Origin of the sequence: Aeromicrobium sp. 636 (assembly GCF_024433585.1) — a bacterium.
Classification (GTDB): Bacteria; Actinomycetota; Actinomycetes; order Propionibacteriales; family Nocardioidaceae; genus Aeromicrobium; species Aeromicrobium senzhongii.
Window position 1 is genome coordinate 198,357 of the sequence record NZ_WNJU01000003.1, and the last position, 15,740, is coordinate 214,096.

17 protein-coding genes are annotated in these 15,740 nt (G+C 70.3%); 7 read left to right on the plus strand and 10 right to left on the minus strand.

All coding sequences use genetic code 11. From position 1 onward, the window contains the following. Positions 1 to 55 precede the first annotated feature (55 nt). Positions 56 to 565 (plus strand): MarR family winged helix-turn-helix transcriptional regulator, encoded by a 510-nt coding sequence (locus tag GL325_RS11735; protein WP_187769682.1) that lies wholly within the window; start codon positions 56 to 58, stop codon positions 563 to 565. A gap of 10 nt (positions 566 to 575) precedes the next feature. On the opposite strand, the gene GL325_RS11740 is transcribed toward GL325_RS11735, so the two are convergent. The 4 genes from GL325_RS11740 to GL325_RS11755 form a co-directional block, all read right to left on the minus strand. Continuing rightward, the gene (locus tag GL325_RS11740; protein WP_187769683.1) at positions 576 to 1,496 is read right to left on the minus strand and encodes an LLM class F420-dependent oxidoreductase; all 921 of its coding nucleotides are present in this window, start codon (positions 1,494 to 1,496) and stop codon (positions 576 to 578) included. After that, a complete protein-coding gene (locus tag GL325_RS11745) occupies positions 1,496 to 1,972 on the minus strand; it encodes a hypothetical protein (RefSeq protein ID WP_154597254.1) in 477 nt (158 codons plus the stop codon). The genes GL325_RS11740 and GL325_RS11745 overlap by 1 nt, the downstream gene beginning before the upstream one ends. 61 nt (positions 1,973 to 2,033) lie before the next feature. Next, positions 2,034 to 2,888 (minus strand): oxygenase MpaB family protein, encoded by an 855-nt coding sequence (locus GL325_RS11750; protein ID WP_187769684.1) that lies wholly within the window; start codon positions 2,886 to 2,888, stop codon positions 2,034 to 2,036. Between the two features lie 150 nt (positions 2,889 to 3,038). Beyond that, positions 3,039 to 3,524 carry a universal stress protein gene (locus GL325_RS11755; protein WP_187769685.1) on the minus strand — a complete coding sequence of 162 codons (486 nt, stop codon included), beginning with the start codon at positions 3,522 to 3,524 and terminating at the stop codon, positions 3,039 to 3,041. A gap of 113 nt (positions 3,525 to 3,637) precedes the next feature. Between GL325_RS11755 and GL325_RS11760 the strand changes: the two genes are divergently transcribed. The 3 genes from GL325_RS11760 (at position 3,638) to GL325_RS11770 (ending at position 6,033) form a co-directional block, all read left to right on the plus strand. Continuing rightward, positions 3,638 to 4,795, plus strand: coding sequence for a GAF domain-containing protein (locus GL325_RS11760; protein WP_187769686.1), 1,158 nt, complete (start codon positions 3,638 to 3,640; stop codon positions 4,793 to 4,795). 5 nt (positions 4,796 to 4,800) lie between these two features. Then, positions 4,801 to 5,433, plus strand: a complete 633-nt coding sequence (locus GL325_RS11765; RefSeq protein ID WP_304518638.1) for a response regulator transcription factor — start codon at positions 4,801 to 4,803, stop codon at positions 5,431 to 5,433. 156 nt (positions 5,434 to 5,589) lie between these two features. After that, positions 5,590 to 6,033: a VOC family protein gene (locus GL325_RS11770; RefSeq protein ID WP_154597250.1), complete on the plus strand. Its 444-nt coding sequence runs from the start codon at positions 5,590 to 5,592 to the stop codon at positions 6,031 to 6,033. Positions 6,034 to 6,174: 141 nt separating this feature from the next. On the opposite strand, the gene GL325_RS16000 is transcribed toward GL325_RS11770, so the two are convergent. The 3 genes from GL325_RS16000 to GL325_RS11785 all read right to left on the minus strand — a co-directional run bounded on the left by GL325_RS16000 (position 6,175) and on the right by GL325_RS11785 (position 11,598). Then, positions 6,175 to 8,862 (minus strand): dipeptide ABC transporter ATP-binding protein, encoded by a 2,688-nt coding sequence (locus tag GL325_RS16000; protein WP_154597249.1) that lies wholly within the window; start codon positions 8,860 to 8,862, stop codon positions 6,175 to 6,177. Continuing rightward, the gene (locus GL325_RS11780) at positions 8,862 to 9,944 is read right to left on the minus strand and encodes an ABC transporter permease (RefSeq protein WP_255956138.1); all 1,083 of its coding nucleotides are present in this window, start codon (positions 9,942 to 9,944) and stop codon (positions 8,862 to 8,864) included. Before GL325_RS11780 ends, GL325_RS16000 begins: the two co-directional genes overlap by 1 nt. A 79-nt stretch (positions 9,945 to 10,023) precedes the next feature. Continuing rightward, complete coding sequence (locus GL325_RS11785) at positions 10,024 to 11,598, minus strand: ABC transporter substrate-binding protein (RefSeq protein ID WP_223111256.1); 1,575 nt, start codon at positions 11,596 to 11,598, stop codon at positions 10,024 to 10,026. Positions 11,599 to 11,761: 163 nt separating this feature from the next. On the opposite strand from GL325_RS11785, the gene glyA reads away from it, so the two are divergent. The 3 genes from glyA to GL325_RS11800 are packed head-to-tail and all read left to right on the plus strand — an operon-like array spanning position 11,762 to position 14,118. Then, positions 11,762 to 13,039: a serine hydroxymethyltransferase gene (glyA, locus tag GL325_RS11790; RefSeq protein ID WP_187769688.1), complete on the plus strand. Its 1,278-nt coding sequence runs from the start codon at positions 11,762 to 11,764 to the stop codon at positions 13,037 to 13,039. Beyond that, complete coding sequence (locus GL325_RS11795; protein ID WP_187769689.1) at positions 13,036 to 13,770, plus strand: SURF1 family protein; 735 nt, start codon at positions 13,036 to 13,038, stop codon at positions 13,768 to 13,770. The genes glyA and GL325_RS11795 overlap by 4 nt, the downstream gene beginning before the upstream one ends. 9 nt (positions 13,771 to 13,779) lie before the next feature. Next, the gene (locus GL325_RS11800) at positions 13,780 to 14,118 is read left to right on the plus strand and encodes a DUF3817 domain-containing protein (protein WP_154597245.1); all 339 of its coding nucleotides are present in this window, start codon (positions 13,780 to 13,782) and stop codon (positions 14,116 to 14,118) included. Between the two features lie 4 nt (positions 14,119 to 14,122). On the opposite strand, the gene GL325_RS11805 is transcribed toward GL325_RS11800, so the two are convergent. From GL325_RS11805 to GL325_RS11815, 3 genes are all read right to left on the minus strand, one after another. Further along, positions 14,123 to 14,326, minus strand: coding sequence for a helix-turn-helix transcriptional regulator (locus GL325_RS11805; protein WP_154597244.1), 204 nt, complete (start codon positions 14,324 to 14,326; stop codon positions 14,123 to 14,125). Continuing rightward, a complete protein-coding gene (locus GL325_RS11810) occupies positions 14,326 to 14,787 on the minus strand; it encodes a hypothetical protein (protein WP_187769690.1) in 462 nt (153 codons plus the stop codon). Before GL325_RS11810 ends, GL325_RS11805 begins: the two co-directional genes overlap by 1 nt. Before the next feature lie 132 nt (positions 14,788 to 14,919). Continuing rightward, positions 14,920 to 15,693 (minus strand): enoyl-CoA hydratase/isomerase family protein, encoded by a 774-nt coding sequence (locus GL325_RS11815; RefSeq protein ID WP_187769691.1) that lies wholly within the window; start codon positions 15,691 to 15,693, stop codon positions 14,920 to 14,922. Between the last annotated feature and the right edge of the window lie 47 nt (positions 15,694 to 15,740).

Sequence of the window (15,740 nt, forward strand, 5' to 3'; positions counted from 1 at the left end):
CTAAAAGAAAGTGTAGTCTGTGCAGGTGTCGTCGCACCACCCCCAGAACCCTCCGATGACGCACGAGTACACCGACGACGAGCGCGCCTTGCTGCGTGCGGTACGCCACCTCGTGCGGGCCGACCGTGACATGCGGGCGCGGCTGAGCGCCGCCATGCACGTCAATCCGACCGACCTGCGGTCGATCAGGCACGTCATGCGCGCCGTGGAGCCGGACACTCCGGACACTCCGGACGCGCCCCGGGCGTCGCCCGGTGGCGTGACGCCGCGGAAGCTGGCCGATCACCTCGGCATCTCGACCGCGGCCGTCACGACCCTGGTCGACCGGCTCGTCGCCTCGGGTCATCTGACGCGGGCCCCGCACCCGACGGACCGGCGGTCGGTGATCCTCCTGCCGACCGACCTGGCCCGCAGCCAGATGGACGCCCACCTGGCCGACATGCACGACCGGATGAAGAAGATCGCCGCCGCCGTGCCCGAGAGCGCGCGACCCGCGTTGATCGAGTTCCTCGAGGCGCTGACCCGCGAGATGGAGCGGGACCGGCTCGACGTCACCCGGCCGTGACCCTCGCGGCTCAGACGTGGGGCAGGATCTCCTCGGCCACGAGCCGCAGGTGGTCCAGGTCGGACAGGTCCAGGACCTGCAGGTAGATCCGCTCGGTCCCGGCGTCGGCGAACTGCCCGATCCGCTCGAGGATCTCGGCCGGGGTCCCGGCCAGACCGTTCTCGCGCAGCTCATCGACCTCACGGCCGATGGCGGCGGCCCGGCGCGCGATCTGCGCCTCGTCCGCGCCGGCGCACAGCACGAGCGCGTTGGAGTACACGAGCGAGTCGGGATCGCGCTCGGCCGTCTCGCACGCCGAGCGCACCCGCCCGAACAGGGTGCGGGTCTCGTCGACCGAGACGAACGGGACGTTGAACTCGTCGGCGAACCGCGCCGCCAGGGCGGGCGTGCGGCGCTTGCCCTTGCCTCCGATGATCACCGGCACGCGGTCCTGGACCGGCTTGGGCAGGGCCGGCGAGGCCTGCACCTGGAAGTGCGTTCCCTCGAACGAGAACGCACCCGAGGTGTCGGCCCACAGGCCCGTGATGATCTCGAGCTGCTCCTCGAGACGGTCGAAGCGCTCGGGCGTGGCGGGGAACGGGATCCCGTATGCCCGGTGCTCGTCGTCGAACCAGCCCGCACCGAGCCCCAACTCGACGCGTCCACCGCTCATCTGGTCGACGCCGGCCACGCTGACGGCCAGCGGCCCGGGCAGCCGGAACGTCGAGCTGGTGACGAGGGTCCCGAGCCGGATCGTCGAGGTCTCGCGGGCCAGACCGGCCAGCGTGATCCAGGCGTCGGTCGGACCGGGCAGCCCGTCACCACCCATGGCGAGGTAGTGGTCGGAGCGGAAGAAGGCGTCGAAGCCGAGCCGCTCACTCTCCTGCGCCACGGCGAGCAGGTCGTCGTAGGACGCGCCCTGTTGGGGCTCGGTGAAGATCCGCAGGTGCATCAGGGGCGAGAACCGTCGACGGTGTCGTCGGCGCCCAACGGGTACGGCTGCGAGGCGAGGTCGTCCGAGCCCGCCTCGTCGATGTCGAAGGCGGCGGCGGCGTCGGCCTCGGCGGCGTCGGCGCGCAGGCCTTCGCTGCTGGTGCTGTACGCGGGAGCGGCCGCATCGGCATCGGCCGCGGCGGCCGACTGGCTGGACGAGGTCGAGGACGCGTCGTCCTTCGAGAAGTCGGCGGCGGTCTTGACCTTCTCGGTCACGGTGCTGGTGACGTCCTTGGCGGTCTCGGCGGCGCGGTGGCCCACGTCGCTGGCGGTGGTCTTCGCCGTGTCCTGCGCCTTCTGGGCGGTCGCCTGGACCGGTTCGGTGTTCCAGACCTTCTCGGCCTGCTGCTTGATCTGTTCGTAGCGGCCGCGGCCGGCACGGGTTCCGAGGACGTATCCGACGCCGACAGCGGTCAACAGCGCGAGCTTCTTCACGGGGGCACTCCTTGGATCGAGGTGGGTTCGCCCCCCATTGTTGCCCGATTCGGCGGGAACCTCATGTGGAGCGCTCGGGGGGCGACATCGCCCAGCCGATCGCGCGGGTGACCACGGTGCCGCCCGCCCGGACGGCGGTCGCCTCCGTGATCGGCAGCCATGGCAGGCGCAACGGGACGCGTGCCCACCGCGGCAACAGGCCCACGGCAGCGGCGGCGAGCAGGCCGTACGGCGGACGGATCGCCCACGGAACTGGCGGGCGCAACAGCATGAAGCGGGCCGCCTCGCGGGCGGCGGGCGTGCTGTGGAGTTCGGGACGGTACGCGCGCAGGGCCTCCTCGAGTGCGGCGACGTCCTCGGGCAGATCGGTGGCACCCAGCAGTCGAGCGGTCACCGCGGACTGGGCCACGTAGCGATCACGCTCGGTCGGTGAGAGGCGGCGGGACCCGTACCGGTCGTGGGCGCGCAGGAAGGAGTCGGCCTCGGCCACGTGCACCCATCGCAGCAGGTGCGGGTCGGACGCGGCGTACGGACGACCGTCGTCGGCGGTCCCCCGGACCCGTTCGTGAATCCGTCGGACCGCGCCGATCGAGCGGTCGGCGTGCTCGATGGTGCCGAACGTCGTCTCGGCGAGGAAGCCGCTGGTCCGCTGCAGGCGTCCCCACGGGTCGCCGCGGAAGCCCGAGTGCTGGTCCACGCCGGCCATCGCCAGCGGGTGCAGGGACTGCAGCAGCAGCGCGCGGATGCCGCCGACGAACATCGAGGCGTCGCTGTGCACCCGCCAGATCGGGTCGTCCGGGGCGAACCGCCTCGGGCCCTCGGTGGCGTGGATGCGCTCGCGGCGACGTGGGCCCTCAGGTCCCGCGACTCGGGCGAAGATCACCGATCCGGCGTGCTCACGGACCCTCTCGATCATGGAACCAACGTAGTCCCGGCGGCACAGTGCCGCCGGGACTGCGGGAGATGGGGCCTCCGAGGGGGGAATGAGGCCCCGTGCGAGGGCCGACGCCGGGGGGACGCGTCGACCACGACGGTGGAGCGGCCGGGACCTGGGTCCCGGCGCGCCTCAGTGGTCGACCAGCTCGTCGGCCGACTCCACGTCCAGCACGTCGCCCGTCGAGACGGTCGGAACCGCCACGACCACGCACTGGGCGTGCGTCAGGCAGTAGTGGCTGACCGAACCGAACAGGACCCGGCTGATACCGGTGTGGACGCGAGTCCCCACCACCAGCATGTCGGCCTCGCGGGAGGCCTCGACGAGGGTCGGGCCGGGGGCGCCCTGGACCACGTCGATGCGGCGGGGACGACCGCTCGGATCCTGGGCGCCGATGGTCTCGGTCACCCAGCGGGCGGCGTTCGAACGGGCGTCGGACTCGTAGGCCATCCACGGCACTTCTGCACCGGCCATGGCGACCGCGGCGTCGATCTGCCAGACGTGAACGATCTTCAGTTCGGCGTCACGCAACTCCGCCTCACGGGCTGCCCACTTCAGGGCGGAGGCTCCGGCGGGGGTCTCGTCGACGCCGACGACGATGGTGTTGTTGCTGCTCATCGAATCGTTCCTTTCGTACCTCTCCATTGTGCGTCGGCAGGTGAGGAGTCGGCAGGGTCGAATGTCACGAGTTGCTGGGACCTTGGGCCCGACCGGGTCGGTACGGTGGGCGGGTGGACGAACTGGACCGGATTCGGTGGGAGAACATCGTCGATGCCGCGGTCGCGGTGACGTCGGACCTGGACCTCGACAGCCTGTTGCGGCGCATCATCGACCAGGCCCGTGAGCTGACCGGTGCGCGGTATGCCGCCCTGGGCGTGCTGGGCCGCGACTCCGACGACGAGCTGGTCGAGTTCCTGGTCGAGGGCATCGATCCCGACACCGCGGAGTCGATCGGCCGGCTGCCCCGCGGCCACGGAGTGCTGGGGGTCGTCCTGCGCGACGGGTGTCCGCTGCGTCTCGAGGACGTCGCCTCGCACCCGGACTCGGTGGGATTCCCCCCGAACCATCCTCCGATGGGCGCGTTCCTCGGTGTCCCGGTCCGGGTCAACGGCGTGGTCTTCGGCGACCTGTACCTCACCGAGAAGACCGGTGGCTTCACCGCCGACGACGAGCGTCTGGTCACCGGCCTGGCCGCCGTGGCCGGCACGGCGATCAGCAACGCCCGGCTCTTCGACGAGCTCGCCAGCACCCGCGCCGAGCTGACGCGCCTGGCCGTCGTCGAGGACCGCAACCGGATCGCCCGCGACCTGCACGACCTCGTGATCGGTCGGTTGTTCGCGGTCGGGTTGGCGGTCGACCGGGTCGCGCGCCACGTGCCCGAGCCCTGGGCCGAACGCGCCTCCCAAGCGGTCGATGACGTCGACCGGGCCATCGCCGACCTGCGCGGGGCGATCTTCGCCCTCGGTTCCGATCCGGCCACCGACGGCGCGCGTCTGGTCCGCATGCTGAAGGCCACGGCGGCGCCTCTGGGATTCGCCCCGACGATCGAGGTCCAAGGTGACCTGGCGGTGCTGGACATCGGTCTGCGCAGCGACGTGCACGCGGTCATGAACGAGGCCCTCGCCAACGTGATCCGCCACGCGCACGCCTCGAAGGTCGACCTGTGCCTGGACGTCGAGCCGGACCGTGTCGTCGCGAGCGTGACCGACGACGGGATCGGCATGGGTGACCACGTGCCGGCCAGCGGCCTGGCGAATCTGCAGGAGCGCGCCCGTCGCGCGGGTGGCACGCTGACGATCGAGCCGGGTCCGGAAGGGGTCGGCACCCGCCTGGTCTGGAGCGTTCCGGTCGGGAACGGAGTTCAAACCGGAGCGGCTTCCGTAGGCTGACCCCCGTGACCGAAGCGACTGATCTGATCCGCGTCTTCCTGCTCGACGATCACGAGGTGGTCCGCCGCGGGGTCGGCGACCTGCTCGAGGACTCCGGGACCATCACCGTCGTGGGCCAGGCCGGCACGGTCGCCGAGGCGGCCGAGGCCATCGAGCGGCTCCAGCCGGACGTGGCCGTGCTCGACGCACGGCTGCCCGACGGCTCGGGCATCGAGCTGTGCCGGCGGGTTCGCCTGTCCGCCGAGAACACCGCCGTGCTCATCCTCACGTCCTACGAGGACGACGAGGCCCTGTTCGACGCCATCATGTCCGGCGCCTCGGGGTTCCTGCTCAAGCAGGTGCGTGGCAACGACCTGGTCGACGCCGTCCAGCGCGTCGCCGCGGGCCAGTCCCTGCTCGACCCGGCCGTGACCCGCTCAGTCCTCGAGCGGCTGCGCCACCAGGCCGCCCCCGATCCCCTCGCCGACCTCACCGCCCAGGAGCGCAAGGTCTTCGACCAACTGCGCCTGGGTCACTCGAACCGCGAGATCGCCGCGCATCTGTTCCTGTCCGAGAAGACTGTCAAGAACTACGTGTCGACGGTGCTCGCGAAGCTCGGGCTGGAGCGGCGCGGCCAGGTCGCCGCCTGGAAGGATTGACAACTGCCTGGCCGAGATACGGCCGCGAGCGGTCACGACTTGCACACCCCTTGCCGCGGACAAAGTCGCCACCCCGGTCCTGGACCACTGCCTTCATCCGCCCACGCTGTGGATCGTCGGTACCAGCGGCGGTCGCCCGCGTGGTAGGAGTGGTTGATGACCGACGACGTCATCCTCGGTATCGCGATCGACTGCACCGACCCCCGACTGCTGGCGCGCTTCTGGATGACGGCGCTGCCCTACGTCGAGGCGTCGCCCCCGGCCGGGTGGGCGTCCTGGGAGGACTTCCTCACCGCATGGGATGTACCCGAGTCCGAGTGGAACGACGGTGCCGCCATCGAGCCCGAGAACGGCTCCGGACCCACGATCAGCTTCCTGAAGGTGCCCGAGCCCAAGCAGACGAAGAACCGCGTCCACCTTGATGTGAAGGTCTCCGGCGGGCGCCACGTGGATCCGCAGACGCGCGAGAGCCGCATCCGTGCCAAGCAGGCTGAACTGCTCGCCGCCGGAGCCGTGAACCTCACCGAGCACCGGGCCGGCGACCACCTCGACCATTTCGTGATGGCCGATCCCGAGGGCAACGAGTTCTGCATCGCCTGACGGACGCGCCGGTCAGGCCGACGGTCCGCCCTGCCTGACCGCGAACGCCGCGAACCGCTCGCGCATGAGCCCGTGGGTGGCCGCGTCCGGACGAAGGGCGTCGGCCAGGGGTGGTCTGGGTGTCGATCGCCGGGAACTCGCCTACGCGCCGGTCAGCAGGTCACCGCGCGCAGCACGGCGGCGGCGCTGCTCGGCCGGATCGGGCACGGGCACCGCGGCGATCAGGCTGCGCGTGTACTCCTGGGTGGGACGGCGCAGGACCTGGTCTCGGTCTCCCAGCTCGACCAGCTTGCCGCGTTGCATCACGGCCACCCGGTTGGCCAGGGTGTCCACGACGGCGAGGTCGTGGGTGATGAACAGGCAGGCGAACTGCAGCCGCTGCTGCAACTCCAGGAACAGCTCCAGCACCCGCGACTGCACGGAGACGTCCAGCGCCGAGGTCGGCTCGTCGGCGATCAGCAGATCGGGATCCAGTGCCAGGGCGCGTGCCAGGCTGATGCGCTGACGCTGCCCGCCGGACAGCTCGTGCGGGAAGCGCTCGGCGAAGTCGCGCGGCAGCTCGACCGAGTCGAGCAGGCTCTGGACCTTCTCGGTCACCTGCGCGCTCGTCAGGTCGGTGTGCACCCGCAGCGGCTCGGCGATGCAGTCCAGGATCGACATCCGCGGGTTGAGCGACGCGGCGGGATCTTGGAAGACGAAGCCGAACCGGCGGCGGAACGGCCTCAGGTCGGCGTCGCTCAGGCCCGAGACCAGCTCGCCGCCCACGCGGACCGTGCCCGAGGTCGGCTGCTGGAGACCGACGGCGACCCGGCCGAGGGTCGACTTGCCCGAGCCGGACTCGCCCACGAGTCCGAGGACCTCGCCGCGGTGCACCTGCAGGCTGACGTGGTCGACGGCGCGGAAGACCGGCTCGCCCCAGCCGCCGGCGAACTCGACGACGACGTCGTCGAGGTCGAGCACGACCGGTGCGTTCTGCAGCGGTGCCGGTCCGGTCGCCGTGGTCCCCTCCGCAGCGCGCGTGCGACCGAGGTGGGGCACCGAGTCCAGCAGGGCGCGCGTGTAGGGATGCGCCGGAGCCGAGAACAGCTGGTCGACCGGAGCCGTCTCGACGATCTTGCCGCGGTACATGACCACGACGCGATCGGCCATGTCGGCGACGACGCCCATGTTGTGCGTGATCAGCACGATCGCGGTGCCGAGCCGGTCGCGCAGGTCCAGCAGGAGCTCGAGGATCGCGGCCTGGACCGTCACGTCCAGGGCCGTGGTGGGCTCGTCCGCCACGATCACGTCGGGGTCGCAGGCGATCGCGATGGCGATCATGACGCGCTGCTTCTGGCCGCCCGAGAGCTGGTGCGGGTAGTAGTCGACGCGCTGGTCCGGATCGGGCAGGCCGACCAGGTCCAGCAGCTCGACGGCACGGGCGCGGGCCTGCGACTTGCTGACGTCGCGGTGCGCGCGGATCGCCTCGATGATCTGCCAGCCCACGGTGCGCACGGGATCGAGCGCGGTCGAGGGCTCCTGGAAGATCATCGAGATCTCGTCGCCGCGGACGGGTCGCAGGTCGCGCGAGCTCATCCCGATGAGCTCGCGCTCGGCGGCGTCGGACGTGCGCAGGACCGCCGATCCGTCGACGTTCGCCGTGCCGGGCAGCAGGCCCATGACGGCGCGGGACGTGACGGACTTGCCCGAGCCGGACTCGCCGACGACGGCCACGACCTCACCGGGCGCGACGTCGAAGCCGACGTTGTCCACCGCGACGATCCGGCCGGCGTCGGTGCCGAAGCTGACGCGCAGGTTCGACAGCGACAGGACCGCGGTGCGTCGTGGCGGCTGGCCGTTCGTTCCGACCGGGGCCTCGGTGCCCGATGCCACCTCGGGGGCGGGGGCCAGGTCCTCGGCGAGCTCGATCTCGAGCTCGCTCTCGGCCTTGTCGCCACCGCGGGTGCGCAGCAGCGGGTTCATGATGTCGTTGAGGCTCTCGCCGAGCAGTGTCACGCCGAGCACGACCAGCACGATGGCCAAGCCCGGGAAGAGACCCGTCCACCAGATGTCGTTCGTCGCGTCGGGCATCGCCTTGTTGAGGTCGTAGCCCCATTCGGCGGCGGCCGACGGCTCGATGCCGAAGCCCAGGAAGCCCAGGGCCGCCAGGGTCAGGATCGCCTCGGAGGCGTTCAGGGTGGCGATGACCGGCAGGGTCTGCGCCACGTTCGACAGGACGTGTCGGCGCAGGATGCGGGGCGTGCGGACGCCCACGACCTTCGCGGCGTCGACGTACGGCTCGGTCTTGACCGAGACGGTCGCGTTGCGGATGACGCGGAAGTACTGCGGGATGAAGATGACGGTGATCGAGATCGCCGCCGACGCGATGCCGCCCAGGGCACCGCTCGAGCCGCCCGAGACCACGATCGACACGACGATCGCCAGCAGCAGCGAGGGGAACGAGTACAGCGCGTCCATCACCAGGACGAGGGTCTTGTCGAGCCAGCCGCCGAGGTAGCCCGAGACCAGGCCCAGCGGGACGCCGATGAGGCTCGACACGGCCACGGCGAGCACGATGACCTCGACCGCGGTGCGGGCACCGTAGATCACGCGGGACAGCACGTCGGTGCCGCCGACGGTCGTGCCGAACCAGTGGTCGGCGCTGGGCGGCTGCTGGGTGCCGAACAGCACTCCGTCGTCGCCGCGGACCTGGTTGAAGTCGTAGGGGGCCAGCCACGGCGCGAAGACCGCGAGCACGAGGAAGAACGCGATGAGGAACGCGCCGAGCAGCAGCATGAACCGCTGCAACCCGTGGGACTGCTCGATGACGCTCTTGCCGGGGTACCGCATCAGAACCTCACTCGGGGGTCGACGAGCGCCACGATGGCGTCGATGAGGAAACTCGCGATGCACACGACGAACGCGATCGCGGTGACGATGCCCTGCACGGCGAGGAAGTCGCGCCGGATCAGGTACTGCGCCAGCTCGTAGCCGATGCCCTTCCACTCGAAGGTGGTCTCGGTCAGCACGGCGCCGGCCAGCAGCATGGCGATCTGCATGCCCATGACCGTGACGACGGGGACGAGCGCGTTGCGGAAGGCGTGCTTGCGCTCGACCTGGCGCTCGGAGACGCCGCGGGCGCGGGCGGCCGTGACGTAGTCGGCGCGCAGCGTCTGCAGCAGGTTGACGCGCACGAGGCGCAGGAAGACGCCGCCGGTGAGCAGGCCCAGGGCGAGGGCGGGCAGCACCGCGTGCTGAAGGACGTCCCAGACGTACTTGGGCTCTCCCCACAGCAGGGCGTCGATGATCATGATGTTGGTCTGGGGCTCGACCTTGGCCAGCGTCAGCTCGGTGGCGGTCGAGGCGCGGCCCGAGGTCGGCCAGCCGAACGGCGCGGTGGCCAGCTTCAGCAGCAGGCCGACGAAGAAGACGGGCGCGGCGTACGCGACGATCGCGAACAGCCGCAGCAGCACGTCGGGCCAGCGGTCGCGGTACCGCGCGGCGATCCGGCCGAGCGGGATGCCGACGGAGAAGGCGACCAGGAGTGCCCAGAAGGACAGCTCGAGAGTGGCCGCGCCGTTGACGATGAGGATGTCGGTGACCTCGCGGTTGTCGGTCAGCGTCGTGCCGAAGTCCCCGCGCAGGATGTTGCCCAGGTACTCCACGTACTGGGTCAGGATCGGCCGGTCGAGGCCGGCCTCGGCCTTGCGCTCGGCGATCTGATCCGGCGTCAGTCGACCACCCTGCGCCGCGGTGATCGGGTCGCCGATCACCCGCATGAGGAAGAAGACCAGGGTGACCAGCACCCACAGCATGGGCACGATGAGGGCCAGCCGGACCAGCAGGTAGCGCGCCAGCGGGCTCAGCCCGCCGCGGCGGGCCGGCGGCTCGGCCGACGGTGTGTCGGCGGCGACGAGGACGTCAGTGGTCACAATGCACTCCTGGCAGCGTGGAAGCGGGGTCCCGGCGCGCCGACCTGGCGCGCCGGGACCCCGTTCCTGGGTTGATCGGTTACTTCGACAGCGACGAGAACCGGAACTTGAACGACGCGTCGAGCGTGTCGTCCACGCCCTTGACGTCGGTGCCCGAGACCGCGACCTGCGCGCCGGTCAGCAGCGGGAGGATCGGGATCTGGGCGGCCACCATGTCCTGTGCCTTGGCCAGGGTCGCCTCGCGGGACGCCTGGTCGGAGTCGACGCGCTGGGCGTCGAGCAGCTTCGTCATCGCGTCGTCCTCGTAGTGCGACTGCAGGAAGTTGTTCGGCGCGAAGAACGGCGTCAGGTAGTTGTCGGCGTCCGGGAAGTCCGGGAACCAGCCCAGCTGGAAGGCCGGGTAGGCGTCGGCGACGCGCTCCTCGGAGTAGGTGTTCCACTCCGTCGACTGCAGGTTGACCTTGAACAGGCCGTCGGCCTCGAGCTGGCGCTTGACCGCCTGGTACTCCTGGTCCGAGCTGCTGCCGTAGTGGTCGGGGCTCCACTGCAGGTTGAGCGTGACGGGGGTCTTGACGCCCGCGTCCTCGAGGTACTTCTTCGCGGCCGCGGGGTCGGGCTTGTCGCCGTAGGCGTCCTTGAACGCCTCGGTGGCACCGGTCTGGCCCTCCGGGACGGCCGAGTACGCGGGCGTGAACGTGCCCTTGTAGACCTCGGAGGAGATCTCGTCGCGGTTGACCAACGAGGCCGCAGCCTTGCGGACGGCCAGCTTCTGGTCGGCGCCGTCGCCGGGCATCGTCTTGAGGTTGAAGACGATGTAACGCAGCTCGCCACCGGGGCCCGTGTGGACCGTGACGTCGTCCTTCTTCTTCTCGAGGCTCTCGATGTCGGTCGGCGTGAGCGAACGGTAGGCGACGTCGATGTCACCCTTCTCGACGTCGAGCTTGAGGTTGTTCGAGTCGGCGTAGTACCGCATCGTCACGTCGGACTTCGGCTCGCCGTAGGTGCCGTCGTAGTCCGGGTTGATCGTGAACTCGGCCAGCTCGTTCTTCTTGTACTCGCCGATCGTGTACGGGCCGGCGAAGCCGTTGGCCTCGACCGCCTCCTCGTCGGAGAGCAGCTTGTCGGCGGGGTAGGTCTCCTCGTCGACGATCGGACCGGCGGAGGTGACGAGCACCTGGGCGAAGGTCTGGTCGTTGGGGGCCGCGAGCGTGAACGCCACGGTGGAGTCGTCGCGCGCCTCGACCTTCTTCATGGCACCGAGCAGCGAGGCCGGGCCGTTGGGGTCGTTGATGTCGACGATGCGCTGGAACGAGAAGGCGACGTCGGAGGCCGTGAGCTCGTTGCCGTTGGCGAACTTCAGGCCCGACTTCAGGGTGCACACGTACACGGTGGGCTTCTCGAAGTCGCACTTCTCCGCGGCGTCGGGCGTGAGCTCGGTGCTGCCGGCCGGGAAGTTGAGCAGGTACTGGTACACCTGCGTCTGCACGGCCATGGAGCCGTTGTCGTACGAGCCGGCCGGGTCGATGGAGACCACCTTGTCGGTGGTGCCCACGATCAGGCCCGCGTCGCTGTCGTCGCTCCGGCCGGAGCCGCACGCCGCCAGCACGGAGCCGGCGAGGGTGGCAGCAGCCAGCACGGTGGCGCGTCGCCGCATGGAATTCATCCGATCCTCCTGTCGGGTGTCCACCATCTGGACACTCGGTCCAGACGGTACTCCCGACCGGCGGAGCGTGCCACGTCCTGAAGGTTGCGTTTCTATTAACCGCTCGCCGGACGGGCGAATCGGGGTGTCACCCCAGGGCGATACCCTTGGACTCATGAGCCATGACCAGCATCTCGCCGAGTTCGATCCCGACGTCGCGGCGCTCCTCGACGCCGAGTTGGCTCGCCAGCAGACGACGCTCGAGATGATCGCCTCCGAGAACTTCGCTCCGGTCGCCGCCCTCGAGGCGCAGGGCAGCGTGCTGACGAACAAGTACGCCGAGGGCTACCCCGGCAAGCGCTACTACGGCGGCTGCGAGTTCGTCGACCAGGTCGAGCAGCTGGCCATCGACCGGCTCAAGCAGCTCTTCGACGCCGAGTACGCGAACGTGCAGCCCCACTCGGGCGCCTCGGCCAACGCCGCGGCCCTGCACGCGATCGCCACGGCCGGCGACACGATCCTGGGCCTCGACCTGGCCAACGGCGGCCACCTGACGCACGGCATGAAGCTCAACTTCTCGGGCCGGCTCTACAACCCGATCGCCTACCACGTCGTCCCCGAGACCGGCCTGGTCGACATGGACGAGGTCCGCGCCCTCGCGATCGAGCACCGTCCCCGCGTGATCATCGCCGGCTGGTCTGCCTACCCGCGCCAGCTCGACTTCGCCGCGTTCCGCGCGATCGCCGACGAGGTCGACGCCGTCCTGTGGGTCGACATGGCTCACTTCGCCGGCCTCGTCGCCGCGGGCCTGCACCCCAGCCCGCTGCCGCACGCGCACATCGTCACCACCACGACGCACAAGACCCTCGGCGGCCCGCGCGGCGGCGCGATCCTCACCAACGACGAGGCGATCGCCAAGAAGATGCGCTCGGCCGTGTTCCCCGGTCAGCAGGGCGGCCCGCTCGAGCACGTGATCGCCGCCAAGGCCGTCGCGTTCAAGATGGCGCTCCAGCCCGAGTTCGCCGAGCGCCAGCAGCGCACGATCGAGGGCGCCCAGATCCTTGCCGACCGGCTCCTGGCCGATGACGCGGTCGCCGCCGGTATCCAGGTCCTCAGCGGTGGCACCGACGTGCACCTGGTCCTGGTCGACCTGCGCAACTCCGAGCTCGACGGTCAGCAGGCCGAGGACCGTCTCGACCAGGTCGGCATCACCGTCAACCGCAACGCGGTCCCGAACGACCCGCGTCCGCCGATGGTCACGTCCGGTCTGCGGATCGGCACGCCCGCGCTGGCCACCCGTGGCTTCGGCGCCGAGGAGTTCCGTGAGGTCGCCGACGTCATCGCCGCGGCGCTGCAGCCCGGCGAGGTCGACATCGACGGCCTGCGCAAGCGCACGGCCGTCCTGGCCGAGCGCTTCCCGCTCTACCCCGGCCTCAAGCCGTTCACGTCATGATCGATCGGCCGGGACCCGGTGCGTGGTTCGCTCCGCGCCTGCTCGGCCTGCACCTGTTCGCGATCGTCGCGATCGGGTGCTGCATCTTCATGGGCACGTGGCAGCTGGGCGTGTACGACCAGCGCCAGGCCGACGAACAGGTCCAGGCCGCGGGCTCCGGTCCCGCCGACATCGAGTCGGTGTGGGGTCCGGGCGAGGTCTTCACGACCGACCAGGACCAGCGCGCCGTCACGGTGACGGGTCGGTTCCGGCCCGCCGCCGAGCAGCTGTGGGTCACCGATCGCACCGATGACGGTCGGTCGGGCGTGTGGCTGCTGGCCCCGGTCACGGTCGACGAGGCGCAGTTGATGGTCGTGCGGGGTTGGGCGCCCAAGCCCACCGCCACGTTCCCCGATGTGCCGGTCGGCGACGTCTCCTTCGAGGCGGTGCTGCAGCCGGGCCAGGAGTCCGGGGCGGGCTGGGATCCCCAGACCCGCACGATCGGCTCGGTGCGGATCCCGACCCTGCTGAACGAGCTCGGCTACGACAACCTGTGGTCCGGCTTCGCGATCGCGACCGATCAGAAGGTGGCCGGCGGCCTGGACGTCGCTGAGGTCCCGTCGCCCGACGTGTCGTGGACGGCCGGCGGCCGCAACCTCGGATACGGACTGCAATGGTGGGTGTTCGCGGTCTTCGCGCTCTTCATGTGGTGGCGCATGTCCCGCGAGATGGTGCTTGGCCGAGATCGGTAATCTGGGGCCGTGAACGATCGACTCCTGCGCGCTTACCAGGTCATGGCGACCATCGTCGGACTCAACCTCCTGATCGTGATGGCGGGCTTCATCGGCAAGATCGCCACCGACGCGGGCTCGTGGTGGAACCTCAACCAGGACATGTTCCTGGTCATCGACCAGGTGCACGGCTTCCTGTTCATGATCCTGATCGTCATCGTCGCCCGCCTGACCCTGCGCGAGAAGTGGTCCTGGGGCTTCATGCTCAGCGTCATCGTGCTGGCGTGCATCCCGTTCGTGTCCTTCTGGTCCGAGCGCCGCACCACCCTGCGCGTCCACGCCGGCCGCCAGCCCGCCGCTGCGGTCTGACGCTCTAGCCCTCGTCGTGCCCGGGGACGAACAGGTCCTCGATCCGGCACTCGAACACCTCGGCCAGCCGGAACGCCAACGGGAGTGAGGGGTCGTACCGGCCCTTCTCGATGGAGATCACGGTCTGGCGCGAGACGCCGAGCTCGTCGGCGAGGCGCTTCTGCGACCATCCGCGCTCCTCGCGCGTGCGCAGGACGTGGTTGAGCATCAGCCCTCCCGGCGCCTGATCCACACCAGTCGAACGCCGACGTCGGCCATCGCGAAGGTGGTCAGAGCGATGAGCGCGACCCGGAGCGAGACGGCCAGGTCGACGATCACCCCGGCGACCAGGACCACGCCCAGGACCAGCAGCAGGTCGGTGAAGGCGCCGCTCTGGGCGCGCTGCAGCCAGTGGGACTCGATCGTGTCGTCAGGGCGCTGCACCGCGTCGCGGATCGAGCCCGGGTCGACCAGGGCGACCCATGCCATCGCGAAGACCGACGGCAGCGAGACGAACGCCACCAGGAGGATCTCGCCGCGGCGCGACCCGTCGAGCCCCGTCAGCGCCCACAGCGCGAGTGCCCCCGACACCGCGAGCGCCGCCCCGGTGCATCCTGCCAGCAGTACCGCGGTCCCACCCCCGAACCGTGACCGTCCCCACAAGCTTTGGTCCCGCACCTGCGACGTCATGCCTCGACCGTAGTGTCAAGGACGTTTGACAGTCAAGGGACCTTGACCTCTCCGCCCCGAGATCTGCTCCTCATCTCACCTTTGATTGCCCCTCAAAGGTCGAAATAGGAGCAAATCTGGGAAGGGCGGAGGTCAGCGGCCGGCGAAGGTGGCGTTGCCGGGGCCGTCGGCGAGGAAGGAGGCCATGCCGTGCTGGAGGTCCTCGGTGTCGAAGAGCTCGGCGGCGATGGCGGTGGTGCGGGCGATCGAGCCGGGCACGCCCCCGGTCTCGAACTCGCGCAGGATCTCCTTGGCGGCGCCGAAGGCGCGGGTGGGGCCCACCGCGAGGTCCGCGGCGAAGGCGTCGACGCCGGCGTCCAGCTCGTCGGGGGCGAAGACGCGGTTCACGACGTTCCAGCGCTCGAGGGTGGCCGCGTCGTACGGGGTCCCGGTGAACACGAACTCCTTGGCCCGCGCGACGCCGGCACGTCCCGCGAACCGCTGCGTGCCGCCCATCGTGGGGGTGAGACCGATGACCCGCTCGACCAGGCCGAACTTCGCCTTCTCGGAGGCCAGCAGCACGTCACAGGCGAGCGCGACCTCGAGGGCCCACGTCAGCGTGAGGGCGTGCGCGACGAACACGGTCGGCACCGGCAGCGCGGCGAAGCGCTCGGGCAGCTCCAGCATGCGGTCGTAGAGCGCCTGGGTGTCGGCCTTCGTCTTCCGGGCGTGGAACTGGGCCACGTCCACACCGCCCGAGACGATCTTGCCCTCGGCGCGCACCACGAGGACGCGGGGCAGGTCGGCCTCGACCTGGTCGAGGGCCGCGTCGAACTCGTCGTGCAGCTCCAGCGAGTAGAGGTTCACCGGTCCGGACGAGAACGTCAGCGTCGTGACACCCGCGTCGTGGCGGAGGTCGACGGTCACCGGTCCGTCCTGGGATCGTAGGAGCCACCGCGGTCGGCGGTCGCCTT